The organism is Streptomyces olindensis (assembly GCF_040645895.1).
Lineage (GTDB): Bacteria > Actinomycetota > Actinomycetes > Streptomycetales > Streptomycetaceae > Streptomyces > Streptomyces olindensis.
In genome coordinates this window covers 37,271-57,286 of sequence record NZ_JBEYZD010000014.1, presented here as the reverse complement: position 1 = coordinate 57,286, position 20,016 = coordinate 37,271, and the positions used below count along the sequence as shown (strand labels likewise).

At 73.2% G+C, this 20,016-nt stretch carries 17 protein-coding genes; 12 read left to right on the top strand and 5 right to left on the bottom strand.

From position 1 onward, the window contains the following. The first annotated feature begins 6 nt into the window (after positions 1 to 6). The 4 genes from ABZ948_RS11465 (at position 7) to ABZ948_RS11450 (ending at position 4,301) form a co-directional block, all read left to right on the top strand. On the top strand, positions 7 to 816 hold the full coding sequence (locus ABZ948_RS11465; protein WP_359758691.1) for an HpcH/HpaI aldolase family protein: 810 nt from the start codon (positions 7 to 9) through the stop codon (positions 814 to 816). A 239-nt stretch (positions 817 to 1,055) separates the two neighbouring features. After that, positions 1,056 to 2,234: a sialidase family protein gene (locus tag ABZ948_RS11460; protein ID WP_359758690.1), complete on the top strand. Its 1,179-nt coding sequence runs from the start codon at positions 1,056 to 1,058 to the stop codon at positions 2,232 to 2,234. 153 nt (positions 2,235 to 2,387) lie between these two features. Then, positions 2,388 to 3,158, top strand: a complete 771-nt coding sequence (locus tag ABZ948_RS11455; RefSeq protein WP_359758689.1) for a carbonic anhydrase — start codon at positions 2,388 to 2,390, stop codon at positions 3,156 to 3,158. A 114-nt stretch (positions 3,159 to 3,272) separates the two neighbouring features. Further along, positions 3,273 to 4,301, top strand: coding sequence for a LacI family DNA-binding transcriptional regulator (locus tag ABZ948_RS11450; RefSeq protein WP_359758688.1), 1,029 nt, complete (start codon positions 3,273 to 3,275; stop codon positions 4,299 to 4,301). On the opposite strand, the gene ABZ948_RS11445 is transcribed toward ABZ948_RS11450, so the two are convergent. Next, positions 4,302 to 8,246 (bottom strand): glycosyl hydrolase, encoded by a 3,945-nt coding sequence (locus ABZ948_RS11445; RefSeq protein ID WP_359758787.1) that lies wholly within the window; start codon positions 8,244 to 8,246, stop codon positions 4,302 to 4,304. A 209-nt stretch (positions 8,247 to 8,455) separates the two neighbouring features. Between ABZ948_RS11445 and ABZ948_RS11440 the strand changes: the two genes are divergently transcribed. The 4 genes from ABZ948_RS11440 to ABZ948_RS11425 all read left to right on the top strand — a co-directional run bounded on the left by ABZ948_RS11440 (position 8,456) and on the right by ABZ948_RS11425 (position 13,357). Then, positions 8,456 to 9,739 carry an MFS transporter gene (locus ABZ948_RS11440; protein WP_359758687.1) on the top strand — a complete coding sequence of 428 codons (1,284 nt, stop codon included), beginning with the start codon at positions 8,456 to 8,458 and terminating at the stop codon, positions 9,737 to 9,739. A gap of 34 nt (positions 9,740 to 9,773) precedes the next feature. Further along, positions 9,774 to 11,237 carry an L-fucose/L-arabinose isomerase family protein gene (locus ABZ948_RS11435; RefSeq protein ID WP_359758686.1) on the top strand — a complete coding sequence of 488 codons (1,464 nt, stop codon included), beginning with the start codon at positions 9,774 to 9,776 and terminating at the stop codon, positions 11,235 to 11,237. A 248-nt stretch (positions 11,238 to 11,485) separates the two neighbouring features. Further along, positions 11,486 to 12,748, top strand: coding sequence for a cation:proton antiporter (locus ABZ948_RS11430; RefSeq protein WP_359758685.1), 1,263 nt, complete (start codon positions 11,486 to 11,488; stop codon positions 12,746 to 12,748). A gap of 321 nt (positions 12,749 to 13,069) precedes the next feature. After that, a complete protein-coding gene (locus ABZ948_RS11425) occupies positions 13,070 to 13,357 on the top strand; it encodes a DUF3040 domain-containing protein (protein ID WP_359758684.1) in 288 nt (95 codons plus the stop codon). Between the two features lie 20 nt (positions 13,358 to 13,377). Here the strand turns inward: ABZ948_RS11425 and ABZ948_RS11420 are convergent, their stop codons facing one another. Then, positions 13,378 to 13,878: a hypothetical protein gene (locus ABZ948_RS11420; RefSeq protein ID WP_359758683.1), complete on the bottom strand. Its 501-nt coding sequence runs from the start codon at positions 13,876 to 13,878 to the stop codon at positions 13,378 to 13,380. 260 nt (positions 13,879 to 14,138) lie between these two features. Here ABZ948_RS11420 and ABZ948_RS11415 point away from each other — a divergent pair, with 260 nt between their 5' ends. The 3 genes from ABZ948_RS11415 to htpG all read left to right on the top strand — a co-directional run bounded on the left by ABZ948_RS11415 (position 14,139) and on the right by htpG (position 17,913). After that, entirely contained in the window at positions 14,139 to 15,047 is a 909-nt protein-coding gene (locus ABZ948_RS11415) for a hypothetical protein (protein WP_359758682.1), read from the top strand. A 146-nt stretch (positions 15,048 to 15,193) separates the two neighbouring features. Next, the gene (locus ABZ948_RS11410; RefSeq protein ID WP_359758681.1) at positions 15,194 to 15,910 is read left to right on the top strand and encodes a class F sortase; all 717 of its coding nucleotides are present in this window, start codon (positions 15,194 to 15,196) and stop codon (positions 15,908 to 15,910) included. 104 nt (positions 15,911 to 16,014) lie between these two features. Next, a complete protein-coding gene (gene htpG / locus ABZ948_RS11405) occupies positions 16,015 to 17,913 on the top strand; it encodes a molecular chaperone HtpG (RefSeq protein WP_359758680.1) in 1,899 nt (632 codons plus the stop codon). A gap of 28 nt (positions 17,914 to 17,941) precedes the next feature. Here the strand turns inward: htpG and ABZ948_RS11400 are convergent, their stop codons facing one another. The 3 genes from ABZ948_RS11400 to ABZ948_RS11390 all read right to left on the bottom strand — a co-directional run bounded on the left by ABZ948_RS11400 (position 17,942) and on the right by ABZ948_RS11390 (position 19,501). After that, a complete protein-coding gene (locus ABZ948_RS11400; protein ID WP_359758679.1) occupies positions 17,942 to 18,193 on the bottom strand; it encodes a twin-arginine translocase TatA/TatE family subunit in 252 nt (83 codons plus the stop codon). Continuing rightward, positions 18,181 to 18,846: a hypothetical protein gene (locus tag ABZ948_RS11395; RefSeq protein WP_359758678.1), complete on the bottom strand. Its 666-nt coding sequence runs from the start codon at positions 18,844 to 18,846 to the stop codon at positions 18,181 to 18,183. The genes ABZ948_RS11400 and ABZ948_RS11395 overlap by 13 nt, the downstream gene beginning before the upstream one ends. A 79-nt stretch (positions 18,847 to 18,925) precedes the next feature. Continuing rightward, positions 18,926 to 19,501, bottom strand: a complete 576-nt coding sequence (locus ABZ948_RS11390; protein ID WP_359758677.1) for a TerD family protein — start codon at positions 19,499 to 19,501, stop codon at positions 18,926 to 18,928. A 123-nt stretch (positions 19,502 to 19,624) separates the two neighbouring features. Here ABZ948_RS11390 and ABZ948_RS11385 point away from each other — a divergent pair, with 123 nt between their 5' ends. Beyond that, positions 19,625 to 20,011 carry a BlaI/MecI/CopY family transcriptional regulator gene (locus ABZ948_RS11385; RefSeq protein ID WP_359758676.1) on the top strand — a complete coding sequence of 129 codons (387 nt, stop codon included), beginning with the start codon at positions 19,625 to 19,627 and terminating at the stop codon, positions 20,009 to 20,011. The last annotated feature ends 5 nt before the right edge of the window (positions 20,012 to 20,016 follow it).

The window sequence follows — 20,016 nt, the reverse complement described above, 5'->3', positions numbered from 1 at the left end:
CGCCCCATGCCCGCCGCCGCCCCCGGCACCCCCGCCGCCTTCGCCGCCGCCCTGCGCGCCCGTGAACAGCTCGTCGGCTACTGGTCCGTCCTGGACTCCCCGGTCTCCACCGAACGCATCGCCCGCCTCGGCTACGACTACGTCGCCCTCGACGCCCAGCACGGCCTCCTGGAGTACGCGGGCGTCCTGCGCTCCCTCACCGCCATCGACACCAAGGGCTCGACGGCGGTCGGCCTGGTCCGCGTCGAGGCCAACGACCCGTCACCGATCGGCAAGGCGCTCGACGCGGGCGCCGCCGGCGTGATCGTCCCGCTGATCGACACCGCGCGGGACGCCGCCGACGCGGTGGCGGCCGTGCGCTACCCGCCGCTCGGCCGCCGCAGCTACGGCCCGATGCGCTCGGGGCTGCGCATCGGGCCCCACCCGGCCGACGCGCACGCCCAGACCGTCGTCCTCGCGATGATCGAGACCGCCGAGGGCCTGGCCGACGTCGAGGCCATCTGCGCCACCGACGGCCTCGACGGCGTCTACGTCGGCCCCTCCGACCTGCGCCTCGCGCTCGGCGGAGCCACCTCCACCGACCCGGCGCTCGCCGACGAGTTCGAGGCCGCGCTCGCGACCGTGCGGACGGCGGCCGCCCGGGCCGGGATCGCCGCCGGCATCCACACCGGCGACGGCGCGACCGCGGCCAAGCGCCTGGCCGAGGGCTTCACCTTCGCCACCGTGGCCTGCGACCTCGTCCACCTGGAACAGGCCGCCGCAGGCCACCTGGGCGCGGCGCGGGAGGCGGGAGCGGCCGGGGGAGAAGGCCGATGACGGGGACGCTCGGGGCGGGAGGAACCCGGTGACCACCGAGGCCGCCACCCCATCCCCGGGGAAGGACGAGCCTCATGACCACACGCCGGCCGACCACAGCGCGCTGCGAGGCACTACGAGCCCCATGACCACACTGCCGGTCGACCGCAGAGCACTGCGAGGCACTACGAGCCCCATGACCACCAACCGTCAGGCAGGACCAGCCCGTTGACCGTCCCCCGCCAGGCAGGAGCCCCCCGATGACCACCGCCGACGGCGCCCTGCGCCCCCACCCCGGCCAGCCCGGCCGTGCCGAGACCCACCTGGCCGCGCCCGCCGTGCAGAACCACGCCGCCAACCTCACCGTCCTGCCCGGCGGCGACCTGGGCTGCGTCTGGTTCGGCGGCACCCAGGAAGGCGTCGCCGACATCTCGGTGTGGTTCTCCCGGCTCGCCCAGGGCACCGACACCTGGTCCGAACCCGTCCGCCTCTCCGCCGACGACACCCGCTCCGAGCAGAACCCGCTGCTCTTCCCCGCCCCCTCGGGCGAGCTGTGGCTCCTGCACACCGCCCAGCGCGCCGGGCACCAGGACACGGCCGAGGTCCGGCTGCGCGTCAGCCACGACCAGGGCGCCACCTGGGGCCCGACCCGCGTGCTGTTCCCGGCCGGGGAGCAGGGCGGCGTGTTCGTCCGCCAGCCGATCGTCCAAGTGCCGGGAAGCCGGCGCCTGCTGCTGCCCGTCTTCCGGTGCGTCGCCACCCCCGGCACGGCCTGGTCGGGCGACCGGGACACCAGCTCCGTCATGGTCAGCGACGACGGCGGTCACAGCTGGCGCGAACACCCCGTCCCGGGCAGCACCGGCCTTGTCCACATGAACATCCGCCCCCTGCCCGGCGGTCGTCTCCTGGCCCTCTTCCGCAGCCGCCGCGCCGACGCCGTGCACGGCTGCGTGTCACACGACGACGGGGAGACCTGGACCGAGCCCCGCCCCCTGGACCTGCCGAACAACAACTCCTCGATCCAGTACACCGTCCTGGCCGACGGCCGGCTCGCCCTGGTCTACAACCACAGCAGCGCGGCGGACGCCGTCGCCCGCAGGGTGTCCCTGTACGACGAGATCGACGACGACGGCGTGGCCGGGACGTCCTCCCCGGCCGCCCCCACGGGCGACGCGTTCTGGGGCGCTCCCCGGGCCCCGCTCTCCCTGGCCCTCTCCCCGGACGACGGCCGCACCTGGCCCCTGAGGCACGACCTGGAGACGGGCGACGGCCACTGCCTGACCAACAACTCCCGCGACGGCCTCAACCGCGAGCTGTCCTACCCCTCCCTCGCCCAGACCCCGGACGGCACCCTGCACGTCGCCTACACCCACCACCGCCGCACCATCAAGCACGTCCGCCTGGACGGCAGTTGGCTGAAGGAGAGGTTCCCCAGCTGATCACCGAACGTCCGGCCCCGGCTACCTCGCGCGTTTTGGACGAGCCCTTCTCCTGCCCTGCACCAGCGCTGTACGGGCGCTAACCGGCCTCCCACGACAGTGGCATCACCCGCTCCACAGGGTGAGCGGGGAGACCGAAAGGGGAACGGCGCCATGGGTACCGCCGGAACACCGCAGCGCAGGGCCATACTCACCGGTGGGCTGGCCGCCGGCGCGGCTCTGCTCACCGCCTGCTCGTCGACGTCGGACAGCGCATCCACCTCGAAGGGCGCGGCCGCGCCGAGCACTCCCGCGCCGTCACCCGTGGCGGCCGCCCGCCCGGACTCGCCCTGGGCGGCCTTCGCCCGGCTGATGGACGGCAACAGGCGGTGGGTGAAAGGCAACCTCCAGCACCCCGACCGGGACCCGAAGCGGCGCGAGTTCGTCGCCGAGGCGCAGGACCCGTACGGCGTGATCCTGTCCTGCATCGACTCCCGCGTCCCGCCGGAGCTCGTCTTCGACACCGGCCTCGGCGACCTGTTCGTGATGCGCACCGGCGGGCAGGTCGTGGGACCGGTGGTCGTCGGCTCCGTGGAGTACGGGCCGATGACGTCCGGCACCCCGCTGATCGTGGTCCTCGGGCACCAGCGCTGCGGGGCGATCAAGGCGGCCTACGAGGCGATGCGCGACGGCAAGACCCTGCCCGGCAACCTCCAGTCGATCTCCGACGCCCTGCGGCCCGCCTACCGGGAGACCGTCAGGAAGAAGCACGCCGACCCGGTCGACGCGATGGTCCGGATCCACATCGACCAGACCGCCACCGGCCTGCGGACCAACAAGGACCTCGCCCCGCTCGTGAAGAAGGGCGACCTGGCCGTCGTCAGCGCCTACTACTCGCTCGACACCGGCCGGGTGGAAGTCCTCACCGGCGCGCCCTCCGCCTGACCGGGAGACCACGGGGACCGGGCGGGAAAAACGTTCCACGCCCGGCCACGTTATACTTGCGGCGCCCATGAAGGCCACGGTCGTGCCTGGTCGCACGGCTGCAACAGCGAGGGGGTGGACGCCGTTCCGGCACGCCCCGCCCGCATCCAGGACGTCGCCGCCGCCGCAGGCGTCTCGGTGTCCACGGTGTCGAACGTGCTCAACCGGCCCGAGCGCGTCAACGCCCGGACCGCCGAACGCGTCCGCGTCGCGGTCGCCGCGCTCGACTACGTCCCCCACCCCGGCGCCGCCGGCCTGCGCACCGGGCGCGCCTCCGCGATCGGGCTGGTGCTGCCCGACGTGACCAACTCCTTCTACGCGCGCATCGCACGGGGCGCGGCGGACGCCGCGTACGACCACGGCTACTCCCTCGTCCTCTGCCACAGCGGGGACGCCCCGGAGCGGGAACAGGGCTACTTCAGCATGCTCGTCGAGCAGCGGGCCGTCGGCGTGGTCGTCGTGCCGCTCAGCGCCGACCCGGGCCGACTCGCCCGGCTGCGCGAGCGCGGCATCCCGCTCGTCCTCGCCGACCGCGCGATGCCCGACCGCGACGGCTGCTCGGCGTCCGTCGACGACATCGCCGGCGGCCGCATCGCCGTCCAGCACCTCCTCGACAGCGGGGCGCGCGACATCCTCGTCGTCAACGGGGAGCGCGCCATACGGCAGTGCGCCGACCGGTACCAGGGCGCCCGGCAGGCCGTGCGGAGCAGGCGCGAGGCCCGGCTCGACCAGGTCGTCGCCGAGGAGATGACCGCCGCGTACGGCGCGGAGATCGCCCGCCGGCTGGAGGACCTGCCCGACGGGGTGTTCTGCACCAACGACTTCCTCGCGGCCGGCCTGTGCCGGGGCCTCACCGAGCGCGGCGTGCGCATCCCCGAGGACGTGCAGGTCGTCGGCTACGGGGACCTCGACATCGCGAGCTTCGGCGCGACCACCCTCACGACCGTCCGGCAGCCCGTCGAGGACCTCGGACGGGCGGCCGTGGAGATGCTGCTCGACGAGATCGAGGCCCGCGCGGACCACCTCCACGAAACCCGCGTCTTCGCCCCCGGCCTCGTCCTGCGCGCCTCCACCCGAACGGGAGCCCCCGCGTCCCCGGCGTGATCACAACGACCCGCCCGCCGCGGGAATCCGCAGCGTCACGGGCCCCGACAGCCCCGACTCCAGCTGGGATTCGAAGGCCCAGGCGGTCGGCGTGGCCTCCGCGAGATACGGCGCCAGCGTGCCCCGGACCGTCACCTCCACCCGGACGGTACGCCCGCCGGCCCCGCGCAGCGGGAAGCGGTACGGCGCGCAGAACGCCTCCCCGGCCGGCTCCCCGTCGACCGACACCTCCACGCTGCCCCGCACCCGCCCCAGATCCAGCACGGGATCGGGCCCGGGCGGCACTTGGAGCATCCGCGCGTACGTCACGCCCCCGCTCCAGCTCCCCAGCCCCCGTTCCCGCCAGTCGCCCAGGGGCAGCGGCGCCGGCACGGTCCGCACGCGCACCGGCCCCTGCCAGGCGGAGCCGCCCCGCAGCACCGCCGTCGGCTCGGTGACCACCTCGACGCACGCCGGCGCCGGCAGCGGCTGGTCCAGTGTCAGGCGCCGGCCGTCCGACGGCCGTTCCGCGCCGTCCCCGACCCGCACGCGCGCGGGCAGCGCCAACGGCAGGTCGAGCGAGACCGTGCCCGCGGGGACGGTGAACCGGAAGCGCTGCGGCGCGGCGTGCACGTCGTCGGTGGAACGCGACGGCCAGACGGTGCCGCCGAGCACCGGCCGGCCCGTGAGCCAGGCCGTGTCCGGCAGCGGATGCGGCCGCACCACGGCATGGCAGTGCCGCAGCTCGCCCCGCCTGCGGTCGTCCTCGACCGTCCGCCCCCGCCACCCGCCCGACCCGGCCTCCCAGCCGGCGCCGCTGACCAGGGCCGTCACCTCGGACCCCGCACACACCACCAGATCGACGAAGACCGCGTCCCGCGCGCCGTCGGCGACGACCTCCAGCGTGTGCTCGCCCGCACCGAGCACCGGTTCGTGGCGGAAGAACATCGGCACGGCGCCCCAGTCCGCCGCGTAGTACTCCACCTCCTCCTGCCGCGCCACGACCTCCCCGTCGAGCAGCACGGTGACCGCCGCGGCGGCGCCCACGACGAGCACCGCCCGCGCCTCGCCGCTCGGCACCCGGAGCCGCGCGCGATAGGTGACCCCGCCCCGCGGCCGTACTTCCTCGGGCGGGCGCATGAACCGCGGCCGGGGCCCGAGCCCGCCCGGCTCGGACAGGCAGAAGAAGCTGCCCAGGGGCGTGCCGGCGGTGGCCGAGATCGTCGAGGGCCGGTCCTGGGCACCGGACAGCTCGTACTCCAGGACGTTGCGTCGCCGGGCCACCGTGACACGGGCCGAGGCCACGTACCCGCCGCTTCCCGAGGCGAGCAACTCGCCGTTCCACCACACCCGTTTGACGGCCTCGGCGCCGACATGCAGCTCGGCGGGTCCCCGGTGATCGGTCTCCACGAGGGCACGCACCCGGGCCGCCGTCGCGCCGACCGGCACGGGGACGCGCACGAACTCCTCGTTCACCAGCCCCTTGGTGCCCAGCAGTCCGCCCTGGTCCGGGATGCCGCGGCTCGCCGAGTACACCGCGACCTCCCAGCCCGCCTCCGGCGGCACCAGCGGCAGCTCCCCGGCCAGGATCCGCTCCACACGCGGGGCGTCCAGCGGCTCGGGGGCCTGATCGACGGGCACCGGGGGCAGGACCCGGACCCGGTTGCCGTACGTGGCCCGGATCCGCTCCCACGCCTCGCCCTCGGTCCACTCCATGGTCCAGATCTGCGGCTCGTCCACCGGCGCGCCCTCGGGCAGTGCCAGGTCGCCCCAGGTGTTGTCCAGGGTGGGGACCAGACGGCCCTGCCACCCGGCCGAGACGTCGATCACCCGGACCGCGGCCTCACTCGCGGGAGCGGGCAGTGGCGCCGACCGGCCCTCGCGCCAGACGACCAGGACCGCGGGGGCGCCGTCCAGCGGCACCTCGACGGTCGAGACCGTGCCGCCGTCGGCGACGGTGACGCGGGCGGGACCGCGGGATCCGGTCGCCGGGTTCCAGACCTCGGCCTCGGCGACCTCCGCCCGCACGGTGACGGACACGGTGTCGGCGGTGACGGCCTCACCGGGCCGGAGCGGATGCGCGCCGATCTCCGGAAAGGCCGCCGTCACCAGCGCCACCGCCTCGTTCCCCTTCCGCCGGACGAGCAGCGGAACGTCGGCCGTCGCGTGCCCGGCCGCATCCGCGACCGCCAGGGCACCGGCCTCCGGGTCGGGCACCCGCTCCAGCCGGGGATGGGCCAGCAGGGCCGCCACCACGGAGTCGTCACCGGCCCGGCCCGCGGCCGTCGCGGGCGGCCGCCCCACCACCACGACCCGCCCTCCCGCGTCGAGCAGTTCGGCCAGCCGGCGCGCCGTCTCCTCCTCCAGCACGCTCGCCGACGGCAGCAGCACCGCGGTGTACGCCAGGTCCCTGATCCGCAGGGCGCCGTCCGTGGCCTCGGCGCGCTGCACCGAGCCGTCGTCGACGACGTCGAAGGAGATGCCGTGCCGGTCGAGCGAACCGGCGTGCGGGGCGAGCCAGTTGTTGGTGCCGCACAGGTCCAGGTAGTGGCGCTGCGTCTCGTCCGCGTCGGCGTGGTCCTCGCCCAGCCGGCCGTCGCCGAAGTGCCGGACGGGCGCGTCCAGCGGGATGAGCGCCTGCATGGTGGCCGTGGGGTACAGCACCGCCACGTCGGCCGCGTAGCCACCCCAGGACATGATCGAGCAGATCCGCGCCACCGCTCGCGAGAACGCCGGGTACTGCTTCCAGTAGGGCTGGCGCCAGTCGGTGGACGGCGGCGCCCACTCGAACCAGCCGCCCGCGGTGCCGAAGTAACTGGCGTGCGGGTTGTACAGGTTGGCGCCGCTGCGCAGGAACGGCAGCAGCCAGTGGTAGGTGTCCTCCAGCGTGCCGCCCCAGCCGGAGGAGTGGAACGCCTCGATCCAGACGCGCTCGTGGCCGTAGAGGTGGGCCATGGAGGAGTGCACCTTGGCGTCGCCGTGGTGGTCGCTGCCGGCGGCGCTGTACCAGCGGTGGGTCCGGAAGTAGTCGGTGTAGATCTGCGTCGACTGGGACGGGTATCCCGCGCGGGCGGGATGGCTCTGGTCGCTGCCCAGCAGCAGGCCGCGCTCGCGGTGCCAGTCGGCGAGCGGCCGGAACAGGGCCTCCTCGGTCAACTCGGCGCGGACCGCGTAGTAGTCGGCGCGGATCTCGCCCTCCGCTTGGCCTGCGTCCGTGCCGAACAGGGCCGGCAGGTGGTCGAGCAGATCGTAGCCGCGCCGGGCGCGGAACTCGGCGGCGAAACGGTGGCTCCAGGCGTTCGTGCCGGGCAGTTCGTCCTGGAAGCTGCCCGCGATGACGGTGCCGAGGTACTCGGGCACGCGGCGGTCGTACTCGTGGTGGACGGCGTCCATCAGCAGGCCGACGGCGTGCGGGTCCAGGTAGTCGAACGCCGTGGGCACGGTGGTGACGAGCCGCACCCGGGTTCCGTCGGCGGCCTCGACGGCACCGTCCCCGCCGAGCGCGAGCCGCCGCCCCGCCGGGGCGTACGCGGCGAGCGGCGTCTCGGCGTCCCCCAGGGCGACCGTGCCCCGGGAGACGCGCGCCTCGCGGCAGCGCAGCGCCAGCCCGGCCGCCTCGGGGTGACGCCGTGTCACAGCCCCCTGCACATTGGCCCCGGAGAACCCGATCTGGTCGTAGAACCACAGGCGCGAGCCGAGTTCCGCGGCGATCTCGCAGGCGTCGCCGAAGCGGTCCCACCACTCCTCACCGAACCACGTGGGATCGTCGGCCCGGGCGCCGAACGTGGGCCCGGCCGGAGCCAGGTTGATCACGACGAGGTTGTGGACGCCTCCCTCCGCGAACGCCCGCAGCTGCCAGGCGAGTCGCTCACGGGTGACCTTCGCACCCGACCACCACCACAGGGGAGTGGGGCCGAAGTCGCGGGGCGGATCCTCGAACAGCTGCCGGAGCGCGGGGGAGAGCACGGACACGGTCCTTCCCCTAAAACGTTTTTAGGCCACCTTCACCGTAGGGGAGCTGGACCGGTCACGCCATATCCCCGAACGGGCCAGAGGGAGACGGCGTCACCGCACGCAGATCTGCGCGACGTCTTGTTGCAACGTTTTTCGCGCCCTATATTCGCAGCGACCAGGCCCCCCGAAACCGCGATGTCACCAGACGACGGAGTCGCATCATGGCCGGTACCCGCCCCATCCCCACACCGCTCTGGAAGGCCGCCGCCCTGTCGGGCATGGCCTCCTACCTCGACGCCGGGCTGATCGTCGCCATCTCCGTCAACCTGGCCATCTACCGCGACAGTTACGACATGGGCGTATGGATGGCCGGGGCGATCAGCGCGATCGTCACCGGCTGCATCGCCGTCGGGTCCCTCGTCGGCGGCCGGCTCGCCGACCTCTTCGGCCGCCGCCGCGTCTACAACTGGGACATCTTCTGCTTCGCGTTCGGCGCGGTCGTCATCACGCTGGCGCCGGACGACATCACGCTGCTGATCGGCGTCCTCGTCGCAGGCCTCGCGGCCGGCGCCGACCTGCCGACGTCCCTGGCCGTGGTCTCGGACGCCGCGCCCTCCTGGGCCCGGGGCAGACTCGTGGCCTTCACACAGGTCATGTGGATGCTGGGCATCGCCGTCTCCATCTTCCTCGGCTTCGTGCTGTCCACCACCGGCATGACCGGGGCCCGGCTCATCACCGGGCAACTCGCCGTCGCCGCGCTCGTCACCTGGGCCCTGAGGTCCCGGCTGAAGTTGTCCGACGACCTGGACACCGAAGAGGACGAGCGGAACACCACCGAGAAAGAGGCGGGTGCCGTCCCCCGCGGCGTCTCGCTGAAGAACGTCTGGACCCGCGCCGCCCTGCTGCCGATGACCGCGACGTTCGTCTTCTACGTCACCTGGGGCCTCGGCGCCAACACCTTCGGCCAGTTCGGCACCTACCTGCTCGTCACCGTCAGCGACGCCTCCCAGAGCCTCGCCACCGGCATCAACCTGGCCTTCATCCCCATCGGCGTGCTGCTCACCTTCGCCTTCGTGCGCGTCGCCGACACCCCCTGGCGCGACCGGCTGTTCCACGTGGCCGCGGTGGTGCAGGTCCTCGCCTTCGTCATCGCGTCCCTGACCGCGGGCGCCCTCGTCGGGATGCTCGTCTTCTTCGTCCTCTACCAGCTGTCCCACCCCTTCGCGGGCGAGGCGAACTACAAGGTGTGGTCGCAGCTGACGCTGCCCGCCGACACCCGCGGCACCACCCAGGGCCTCACCTACGCCCTGTCCCGGGGCGTCTTCGCCGTCGCCGCGTTCTTCACGCCCGCCCTCGCCGACCACAGCCCGGCCGTCCTGCTCTGGACGATCACCGCCTGCATGACGGCGGCGGCCCTCGCGGGGCTGTTCATCATCCGCGTCCTGGTCCCGCGCTCCGCCGGCGCCGTGACGGACCGAGCGGACCTGCGCGTCTCCAGCACCTGAGCCGCCGGACCCACCCCGACAAGGAGCACCGACCATGGCAACGACCGCGGACCGCACGGCCGTACGGGCCGCCGCCCTGCACGACCTGCTCCCGCCGGTCACCCGGCGCCGCACCCGGATCGGACTGGTCGCCGGCGGACTCGGCACCTACTGGCCGCAGTTCCCCGGCCTCCTCCCGCAACTCAAGGAGTCGGCCGCCTTCGTCGCCGAGCGCTTCCGGGAAATGGACGCGGAGGTCACCGACGCCGGCTTCGTCTCCGACGCCCAGGAGGGAGCCCGGGCCGCCGAGGAACTGCGCCGCGCCGACTGCGACCTGATCGTGCTGTTCCTGACGACGTACCTCACCTCGTCGATGGTGCTGCCGATCGCCCGGCGCTCGCACACACCGGTCCTCGTCATCGACCTCCAGCCGACCGAGCGGATGGACCACGCCTCCTTCGACACCGGGGCGTGGCTGGCCTACTGCGGGCAGTGCCCCGTCCCCGAGGTCGGCAACGTCTTCCGGCGGGCCGGCATCCCCTTCCGGTCGGTGTCGGGCTGGCTGCGGCAGGAGTCCGCCTGGCGGCGCATCGAGCAGTGGATCCGGGCCGCGCACATCCGCGCCGCCCTCCGGCACGCCCGGCACGGACTCATGGGACACGTCTACCCCGGCATGCTCGACGTGCAGACCGATCCCACGCTGCTGTCCACCACCTTCGGCTCGCACGTCGAGGTGCTGGAGTTCGACGACCTGCGGCACCGCGTGGAGCGCGTGACCGAGGCGGAGACCCGCGAGCGGATGGCGCTCGCCCGGCGGGTCTTCACCCTGGACGACAGCGTCGTGGAGGAGGACTTCGCCTGGGGCGCGACCGTGTCGGTCGCCCTCGACCGGCTGGTGGAGGACTTCGCGCTCGACAGCCTCGCCTACTACCACCGCGGTCTCGACGGCGAACTGCACGAGCGCCTCGGCGCCGGCATGATCCTGGGCGCCTCCCTGCTCACCGCCCGGGGCGTGCCCGCGGCCGGCGAATACGAACTGCGCACCTCCCTCGCGCAGCTGGCCTCCCAGAGCATCGGCGCGGGAGGCTCCTTCACCGAGATCCAGGCCCTGAACTTCGAGGACGGCGTCGTGGAGATGGGCCACGACGGACCCGCCCACCTCGCGGTCGGCGCCCGCGACCCGCTCCTGCGCGGACTCGGCGTCTACCACGGCAAACGCGGCTGGGGCGTGAGCGTCGAGTTCGACGTCCAGCACGGGCCCGTCACCCTGCTCGGCCTCGGCCAGGACGCCGACGGCAGCCTGTCGTTCGTCACCTCCGAGGGCACCGTCGTCCCCGGACCGCTGCTGGAGATCGGCAACACCACCAGCCGGGTCGACTTCGGCCGCGATCCCGGTGAATGGGTCGACGCGTGGAGCGCCACGGGCGTCGGCCACCACTGGTCCCTCGCGGTCGGCCACCACGCGGCCGACTTCCGCGCGGCGGCGAGCTTGCTGGGCATCGACCACCGGCACGTGTGACGGGGAATCGGGGGTGGGGACGGGTGTCCCGTCCGCACCCCGGAAATGGGTGCGGGCACGGATGGTGAGGCGGCCGGACCGCGTGTGAGAGTGGCAACGGCCGGAGCTTCGCGTGTCACGCCGACCGCGACTCCGGGCAGACGCCGACAAGAAGCACGATGTCCGGTACATCCCCCACAAGGAGGAGCCCATCCACCCTCGCGCGCAGAAACGATCCGCCTTCGCCACGCAGAGGAAGGCGGTGACCCGTGGGACACGCTGACAGCCTTCTCGCCATGGGCGGCGCCTTCCTGGCCGCCGCGTTCCTCGCCCGCCTCGGCGGCAGGATCGGACTCCCGACGATCCCGCTGTTCATGCTCGCGGGCATCCTGCTCGGCCCGCACACCCCGGGCCTGGTCATCGTCCAGGACGCCCACGACTTCGAGATGCTCTCCGCACTCGGCCTCGTGCTGCTGCTGTTCTACCTGGGCCTGGAGTTCCACCTCGACGACCTCAAGAGCGGCGGCCGGCGCCTGCTGACCGCGGGCGGACTCTATCTGCTGCTCAACGTCGGCGCCGGACTGGGATTCGGCTTCGCCCTGGGCTGGGGCGTCCGGGAGGCGCTGGTGCTCGCCGGTGTCCTCGGCATCTCCTCGTCCGCCATCGTCACCAAGATCCTCATCGACCTCGGCCGCATCGGCCGTCCCGAGACGCGCCTCATCCTGGGCGTCATCGTCGTCGAGGACATCTTCCTCGCGCTGTACCTCGCCGCGCTCCAGCCGGTCATCAGCGGCGCCCAGGGTGTCGGGGACATGGCCCTGCAGGCCGCCAAGGCCTTCGGCTTCCTCCTGCTGCTGGCCGCCGCCGCCCGCTACGGCACCAGGCTGGTCGGGCGCCTGATCGCGACCCGTGACGACGAACTGCTCGTCATCAGCTTCCTCGGCGCGGCCGTCCTCGTGGCCGGCGTCGCCGAGGTCCTCGGAGTGGCCGACGCCATCGGTGCCTTCATGGTCGGCCTGATCCTCGCCGGCACCCCGTCCGGGCCGCGCATCCGGGACCTGGTGCATCCGCTGCGCGACGCCTTCGCGGCGATCTTCTTCTTCGCCTTCGGGCTCTCCATCGACCCCGGCGACATCGTCTCCGTCGTCGGACCGGTCGCGGCGGCGGCCGCGCTGACCCTCGTCATGAACGTCGCCGCGGGACTCCTCGTCGCCCGCGTGTATCGCTACGGGACCGAGCCCGCCGCCGAGATCGCCACCACGCTCGTCGCCCGAGGGGAGTTCGCGCTGATCCTGGCCGCCATGGCCGCCACCGCCGGACTCGACGACCGCCTCGCCCCGTTCATCGCCGGGTACGTCCTCGTCCTCGCGGTCCTCGGCCCCATCGCCGCCGGACGCGCACACCTGCTCGCCCGCGCGCTCCGGGCCGGACAAGGCCTCCTGCCGGGCCGCACGGCCCCGTCGCCCGCCGTCGAGCCCCGGCCCGACGACACGACGCCCGCCCCACGGCCCGCCGAGCCGGCCGAGCGCTAGCGGGCGTCCGGCCGGACCGGACAGGGCGGGACGCCTTCCTCGGCGCCCCCCGAGCGCCCCCCCGCACCGAACGCCCCCCGAACCGAACGTCCGTCTCACGGTCCCGCGTTCGGGGGGTGCGCTCGCCGGGAAGGATGAGGGATGGGCCCGATGGCGGAAGCCGCTGGAGGAGGGAGAAGCCGAAGCCCTGGTGAGACCGGCCGTGCCGCGTCTCGGCGGGCTGTCCACCTCCGCATCCTCACCCGGCCCTCACCCCACGACTTGCCCTGTCCTCGGCCGTGCCCTGCCCCCAAGCGCCGCAGGGTTCGGGAAGGAGAAGCCGTGCCCCGGTCCGAAGACGAACGCCTGGTCGATCTCGCCGCGCGACTCGAGCGGGAGGACCCCAGATTCGCCCGCGCCCTGAGGACCGGCCGCCCCGCCCGGCCCCGGGAGTACCGGCGCACCGGCGCCTGGTGGGGGCTGGCGCTCGGCGTCACGGCCCTGGGCTGCGGGATCGCCCTGTCGCAGGGGCTGCTCATCGCGGGCGGGCTCGTCCTCGTCGGCATGGCGGCACAGCTGGTCGACCCGGACCCGACCCGCACGGGGCACCGGGGACCCGGACCCCGCTGACGCCCGCGGGCGCCGGAAGGCTACACGCCGGCCCACTTCCGCAGCAGCGCCTCGCGCTCCTCGCGCGGCGGAGTGCCCTCGGCCGCGTGGTCCCGGCCCCACGCGAGGAGGTCGCCGACCTCGGCACCCCCGTCGGCGAGCCGTTCCAGGAGGGCGACGGACAGCTCGTACTCGGACGGCTGATAGAACCCGCCGGCGACCGCCGCGTGCACGGTGACCTCGACGGTCTCCTCGGCTGTCGCCACCTCCACGAGGAAGGCGGGCGGCAGATCGCCGTACCCCGTCACCGCGACGAGCACCGCGTCGAACGCCATCGACGCCATCCTGCGCGCACCGGACCGCACGGGCACGCCCTCGGTCCCGATCCGGACCACCTCGTCCCACGCCCGGAACCCGCTCTGATCGGGCCCCAGCGTCTCCACGCCGGCCTCGGTCAGCCGTACCCCCGGGGCCGCTCCCACCGGCTCGGTTCCCACGTACACCGAGTCCTCGCCGATCCAGAACAGGCCGACCATGGCCATGAGCGCCTCCCGTGATGGTCCGGGCCGGAACGGTCCTGGCCCGTGTGTCGCCGTAGGAGACGGTGCCGGCGGGCCGGAGGTTGCGGGCCGTGCGGCAGGACACGGGGGGTGGGGTGCCGCCGTCAGGGTGGGGTCGTAACCCGAGTGAACGCCCTGGATGGTGGGACGGACCGGCATGACTGACGGTGGTTCACGTCGAGGCCGGGTCTCGTGAGCTGGCGAGGCGTCAGCTGCCCGGCCCGCGACGGAAGGATTCACCGATGCGCTCTGCCCGCATGCTGCTCGCGACGGCCACGGCCACGGCCGCCCTCGCGATCGCCGCACCCGCCGCCTACGCCGAGGTGATGGGTGACCGGGACCACGACACCAATTCCTACAGCAAGGAGCACCACAAGGACGGCAAACACCACAAGCCGCGCGGCGGAGTCCACACGGGTGGCGGAGCCCTGGCCGCCGCGACCGCGGACCACGACTCGGACGGTTCCAAGCACGACAAGGACGCCTTCGGCGACAAGCACGGCAAGGGTGACGAGCACGGCCGGCACGACGACCACGGGAAGGACTTCGGGCACGGCAAGCACCACAAGCCGCGCGGCGGGGTCCACACCGGTGGCGGAGCGTTGGCCGCGGTGAACGCCGACGACGACCTGGACGGCTCCAAGCACGACAAGGACGCGTTCGGCGACAAGCACGGCAAGGGCGACGAGCACGGCAAGGGTGACGAGCACGGCCGGCACGACGACCACGGGAAGGACTTCGGGCACGGCAAGCACCACAAGCCGCGCGGCGGGGTCCACACCGGTGGCGGAGCGTTGGCCGCGGTGAACGCCGACGACGACTGGGACAACCCCAAGCACGAGCCGGACACCTTCAAGGACGGCGAGCGCGGCGACGACACCTGGAAGGACAAGCACGACGAGGACGCGTTCGGCGGCAAGCACGACGAGCACGGCAAGCACGAGGATCACGGCAAGCACGACGACCACGACAAGGGCTCCTGGCACGGCAAGCACGACAAGCACCACAAGCCGCGCGGCGGGATGCACACCGGTGGCGGCGGGCTGGCCGCCTCGCCGGGCGTGACGGCCGGCGGGCTGGCGATGCTGGCGGTGGCCGGCACCGGCCTGTACGCGCTGCGGCGCCAGAAGGCCTCGCGGGGCGCCGCGTGACGGGTGCCTGACCTCATGACCGCTGTGGCCGCCGCACGTGTCTGTCGCGTCGCGGCGGTCCGGCTCGTCCTCCCGCGCGCCGTGCCCGTGCCCCTGTTCGAGCCCGTGTCCGTTCCCGCTGCCGTGCCCGAGTGAGGTGGTCTTCGATGGCAGCCAGCCCTCCTTCCCCCGACGCACCAGATCCCGCCCCGCCGAGGCGGCGGCTGCGCACCGCCGTGTGGGTGGTGTGGGCCGTGGCCGCCCTGGCCCTGACCGTGAGCCTGTTCACCGGCCGCGGTGGGTCGTCCGACACCGGCGGCCCTCCGCACGCCCCGCCGGCCGTCGCGCCCGCCGCCTCGGCCGCGCCCGCCGTCCCCGAGGCGCCGCCGACGTCCGCGGCTCCGCAGCCGTCCGCCACGTCCGGGGCCGGACTGCCGCGATCCCGGCCGGTCCGCCTGCACATCCCCAAGATCGCGGTCGACGCGCCCTTCACGGATCTCGCCATCGGCCGTTCGGGTCAGCTCGACCCCCCGCCCGCCGACGACACCAACCTCGTCGGCTGGTACGCCGGGGGCCACTCACCCGGCGAGGCCGGGACCGCGATCATCGCCGGGCACGTCGACACCAAGACGTCCCCGGCCGTGTTCGCCCGGCTCAGCGAGCTGAGGAAGGGCGACCGCTTCCACGTGGCGCGCGCCGACGGGAGCAGGGCGACCTTCGTGGTCGACGACGCCGAGTCCTTCGCCAAGGACGACTTCCCCAGCGAGCGCGTCTACGGCGACACCCCCGACGCCCAGGTCCGCCTCATCACGTGCTCCGGCGCCTACGACCGCCAGGCCCGGGACTACACCGAGAACCTGGTGGTCTTCGCCCACCTCGTCTGATTCCCGGTCTGTGGCCTGACTTGGTGTTTTACAGTGACTGCCACCCGTTCAAGTGACGGCCACCAGTTCAGGCGACTGTGGGACCTGTGAGGTATTCGCGAACCATGACGACCGAAACGTTTGAGTTCCAGGTAGAGGCCCGTCAGCTGCTCCAGCTGATGATCCACTCGGTCTACTCGAACAAGGATGTCTTCCTGCGCGAGCTCGTCTCCAACGCCTCCGACGCGCTCGACAAGCTGCGTCTGGAGAAGCTGCGGGACGACGCGCTCGACGCCGACGTCTCCGACCTGCACATCGAGATCGACGTCGACAAGGAGGCCCGTACCCTCACGGTGCGGGACAACGGCATCGGGATGTCGTACGACGAGGTCGGGCAGCTCATCGGCACCATCGCCAAGTCGGGTACGGCCACCCTCCTGAAGGAGCTGAAGGAGGCCAAGGACGCGGCGGGGGCCGAGGGGCTCATCGGCCAGTTCGGCGTCGGCTTCTACTCCGCCTTCATGGTGGCGGACGAGGTCACGCTGGTCACCCGGCGCGCCGGCGAGAGCCGGGGCACCCGCTGGAGCTCCCGGGGCGAGGCCACCTACACCCTGGAGACCGTCGACGACGCCCCGCAGGGCACCTCGGTGACGCTCCACCTCAAGCCCGCCGACCCCGAGAACCAGCTCCACGACTACACCTCGCCGTGGACGATCCGGGAGATCGTCAAGCGGTACTCGGACTTCATCACCTGGCCGATCCGGATGGTCCCGGAGGCTGGCGAGGGCGACGGCGCGCCCGAGCCCGAGACGCTGAACTCGATGAAGGCCCTGTGGGCGCGCTCGCGCGAGGAGGTGTCCGACGACGAGTACCACGAGCTGTACAAGCACATCAGCCACGACTGGCGCGAGCCGCTGGAGACGATCCGGCTGCAGGCGGAGGGCACCTTCGAGTACCAGGCCCTGCTCTTCGTCCCCTCGCACGCCCCGCACGACCTGTTCACCCGGGACTTCCGGCGCGGTGTGCAGCTGTACGTGAAGCGCGTCTTCATCATGGACGACTGCGAGGCGCTGCTGCCGCCGTACCTCCGCTTCGTCAAGGGCGTCGTCGACGCGCAGGACCTCTCGCTCAACGTCTCCCGCGAGATCCTGCAGCAGGACCGGCACATCCGGATGATGCAGCGCCGCCTGACGAAGAAGGTGCTGTCCACGGTCAAGGACCTCATGACCAAGGACGCCGACCGCTACGCCACGTTCTGGCGGGAGTTCGGCACGGTCCTGAAGGAGGGCCTGGTCACCGACTCGGAGAACCGCGACGCCATCCTCGCCGTGGCCTCGTTCGCGACCACGCACGCCGACGACGAGCCGACCACGCTGAAGCAGTACCTGGAGCGGATGAAGGACGGCCAGGAGGACATCTACTACCTCACCGGCGAGTCCCGGCAGAGCATCGAGAACTCCCCGCACATGGAGGCGTTCCGCGACAAGGGCATCGAGGTCCTGCTGCTCACCGACGCGGTCGACGAGGTGTGGGTCGACGCCGTGGGCGAGTACGAGGGCAGGAAGCTGCGCTCCGTCGCCAAGGGCGAGATCGACCTGGACGCCAAGGGGGAGGAGAAGGCCGACGAGGAGCGGGAGAAGCAGGCCGAGGAGTTCGCCGGTCTGCTCGGCTGGATGGGGGAGCGGCTGGCGGAGGACGTCAAGGAGGTGCGCCTCTCGACGCGCCTCACCGTCTCCCCGGCCTGCGTGGTCTCGGACGCGCACGACCTGACCCCGGCCCTGGAGAACATGTACCGGGCCATGGGCCAGGAGGTGCCGCGCGCCAAGCGGATCCTGGAGCTCAACCCCGGCCACCCGCTGGTGAAGGGCCTGAACCAGGCCTACCGGGAGCGCGAGGACCGCACCGAGCTCGCCGAGTCCGCGGAACTGCTCCACACGCTGGCGGTGCTCGCCGAGGGCGGCCAGCCGAAGGACCCGGCGACGTTCGTCAAGCTGGTGGCGGACCGCCTGGAGCGCACGCTGTAGCCGCGGGACGGATCAGCGGGAGGACGGATCAGCGGGGGTCCGGGGCGTCCGCCGCCTTGGCGCCGGGCGGGGTCGTGCCGGTGCCCGGCGGGACGATCTCGCCCTGGACCACCCGCGGCGCGGGTGCCGTGCCCGCCTCCTCCTCCCGCGCGGCGCGGGCCTCGGCCTTGAGGATGCGCGCCGACTTGCCGGCCGAGCGGGCCAGCTCGGGCAGCTTCTTGGCCGCGAGGACGGCTATGACGACGATGAGGATGATCGCGAGCTCGCTCAGTCCGAACATGGTGTCCTGTCCTTTCCCGCCCGGGCCGGGCACGGCGCGAGCGTATCGGGCGGGGAGCACGGCGTGAGCGCCGCCTCGGGATGCGGGGTGAGGTGCCGGCGCAGGTGGGGCAGGACGCCGTGGTCGAGCAGCGCCTGCCGCCAGACCTGCCGGGCGTGCTCCACCTGGTCGGGGGCCGGTGGGACGGCGGGCCTGCCCAGGGCCGTACGCAGCACCGCGGCCAGGGCGACGAGGCCGGTCACGGCCGCCACGAGCGCCAGGGTCCAGCCGGACGCGACGAGCGAGCCGGGCAACGGGCCCGGCGCGCCGGCCACCCGGAGCAGGCCGCCGAGCAGCAGCAGCGCCCCGGCGGAGACGGCCGCCACGAGCGGGGTGAGCACCGCGAGGGCCGGCAGCAGACTGCCCGTGCCGAGCGGCGGCGGTGTCTCCCGCCGGGCCGCCCGCCGTACGGCGAGATAGGTCCGGTACGGCTCGTCGGCCGCCGCCGTGATGGCGTCGGCGTGGGCGAGCGCGTGGGCGCGCAGGTGCGCGGCGGCCTGGCCGGTCGGGTCGGCGCGCAGGGCGCCGCGGATCTCCGCGCCGGCCATCGCGAGGTGCAGGACGGCTTCGAAGTCGGCGCGGTCCTCCGGGCGGAGGCGGGACGGTGGGGCCACGTGGTCTCCCGGTCGGTTGCTGAGGCGGCCGCCGGGCCCGGTCACGCGCTGGCGGGCCCGGCGGCGCGGTCGGTCCGTGTCAGACGTTCACGCCGAAGTCGGACGCGATCCCGGCCAGCCCGGAGGCGTAGCCCTGGCCGACGGCCCGGAACTTCCACTCGGCGCCGTGCCGGTACAGCTCGCCGAAGACCATCGCGGTCTCCGTGGAGGCGTCCTCCGACAGGTCGTAGCGGGCGATCTCCTGGCCGCCGGCCTGGTTGACGACCCGGATGAAGGCGTTGCGGACCTGACCGAAGCTCTGGCCGCGGTTGTCGGCGTCGTGGATGGAGACCGGGAACACGATCCTGTCGATCCCAACGGGCACGGCGGCGAGGTTCACCTTGACGCTCTCGTCGTCTCCCTCGCCCTCGCCGGTGAGGTTGTCGCCGGTGTGCTCGACCGAGCCGTCCGGGCTCCTCAGGTTGTTGTAGAAGACGAAGTGCTCGTCCGAGGGGACCTTGCCGGAGGCGTCGAGGAGGAGGGCGGAGGCGTCGAGGTCGTGGTCGGTGCCGGTGGTCGTGCGCACGTCCCAGCCCAGGCCGACCAGGACGGCGGTGAGGCCCGGCGCCTCCTTGCTGAGCGAGACGTTGCCGCCCTTGGACAGGGAAACTCCCACGAGGTACTCCTTCTTGGCGTGTGCGGTCCCGTAAAATCTACAGCACTGTAGAAGAACCGGGGGACGGTCCGCGGATCTATACGATGTCCGTACGGGCAACGAAGGCGGAAGGGAGGCAGGGCGGTGACGGATCCCCGGCAGCGTCCCCGGCGGGGGCAGGGCGAGCTGGAGGCGCTGGTGCTGTCGGCACTGCGGGAGGCGGACGGTCCGGCCACGGCCGGCTGGGTGCAGGAACGTCTTGGCGGCGACCTCGCCTACACGACGGTGATCACGATCCTGACCCGGCTGCTGGGCAAGGGCGCGGTCACCCGGGAGCGGGTCGGCCGGTCCTTCGCCTGGACGCCCGCCTCGGACCAGGCGGGCCTGGCCGCCCGGAAGATGCGCAAGGTGCTGGACGCCGAGAACGACCGCGGGGCCGTGCTCGCCAGCTTCGTCACCGGCCTCGACCCGGACGACGAGCGGCTGCTGCGCGGCCTGCTGGATCAGGCCCACGGCGAGGGGGAAGACTGAAGCCT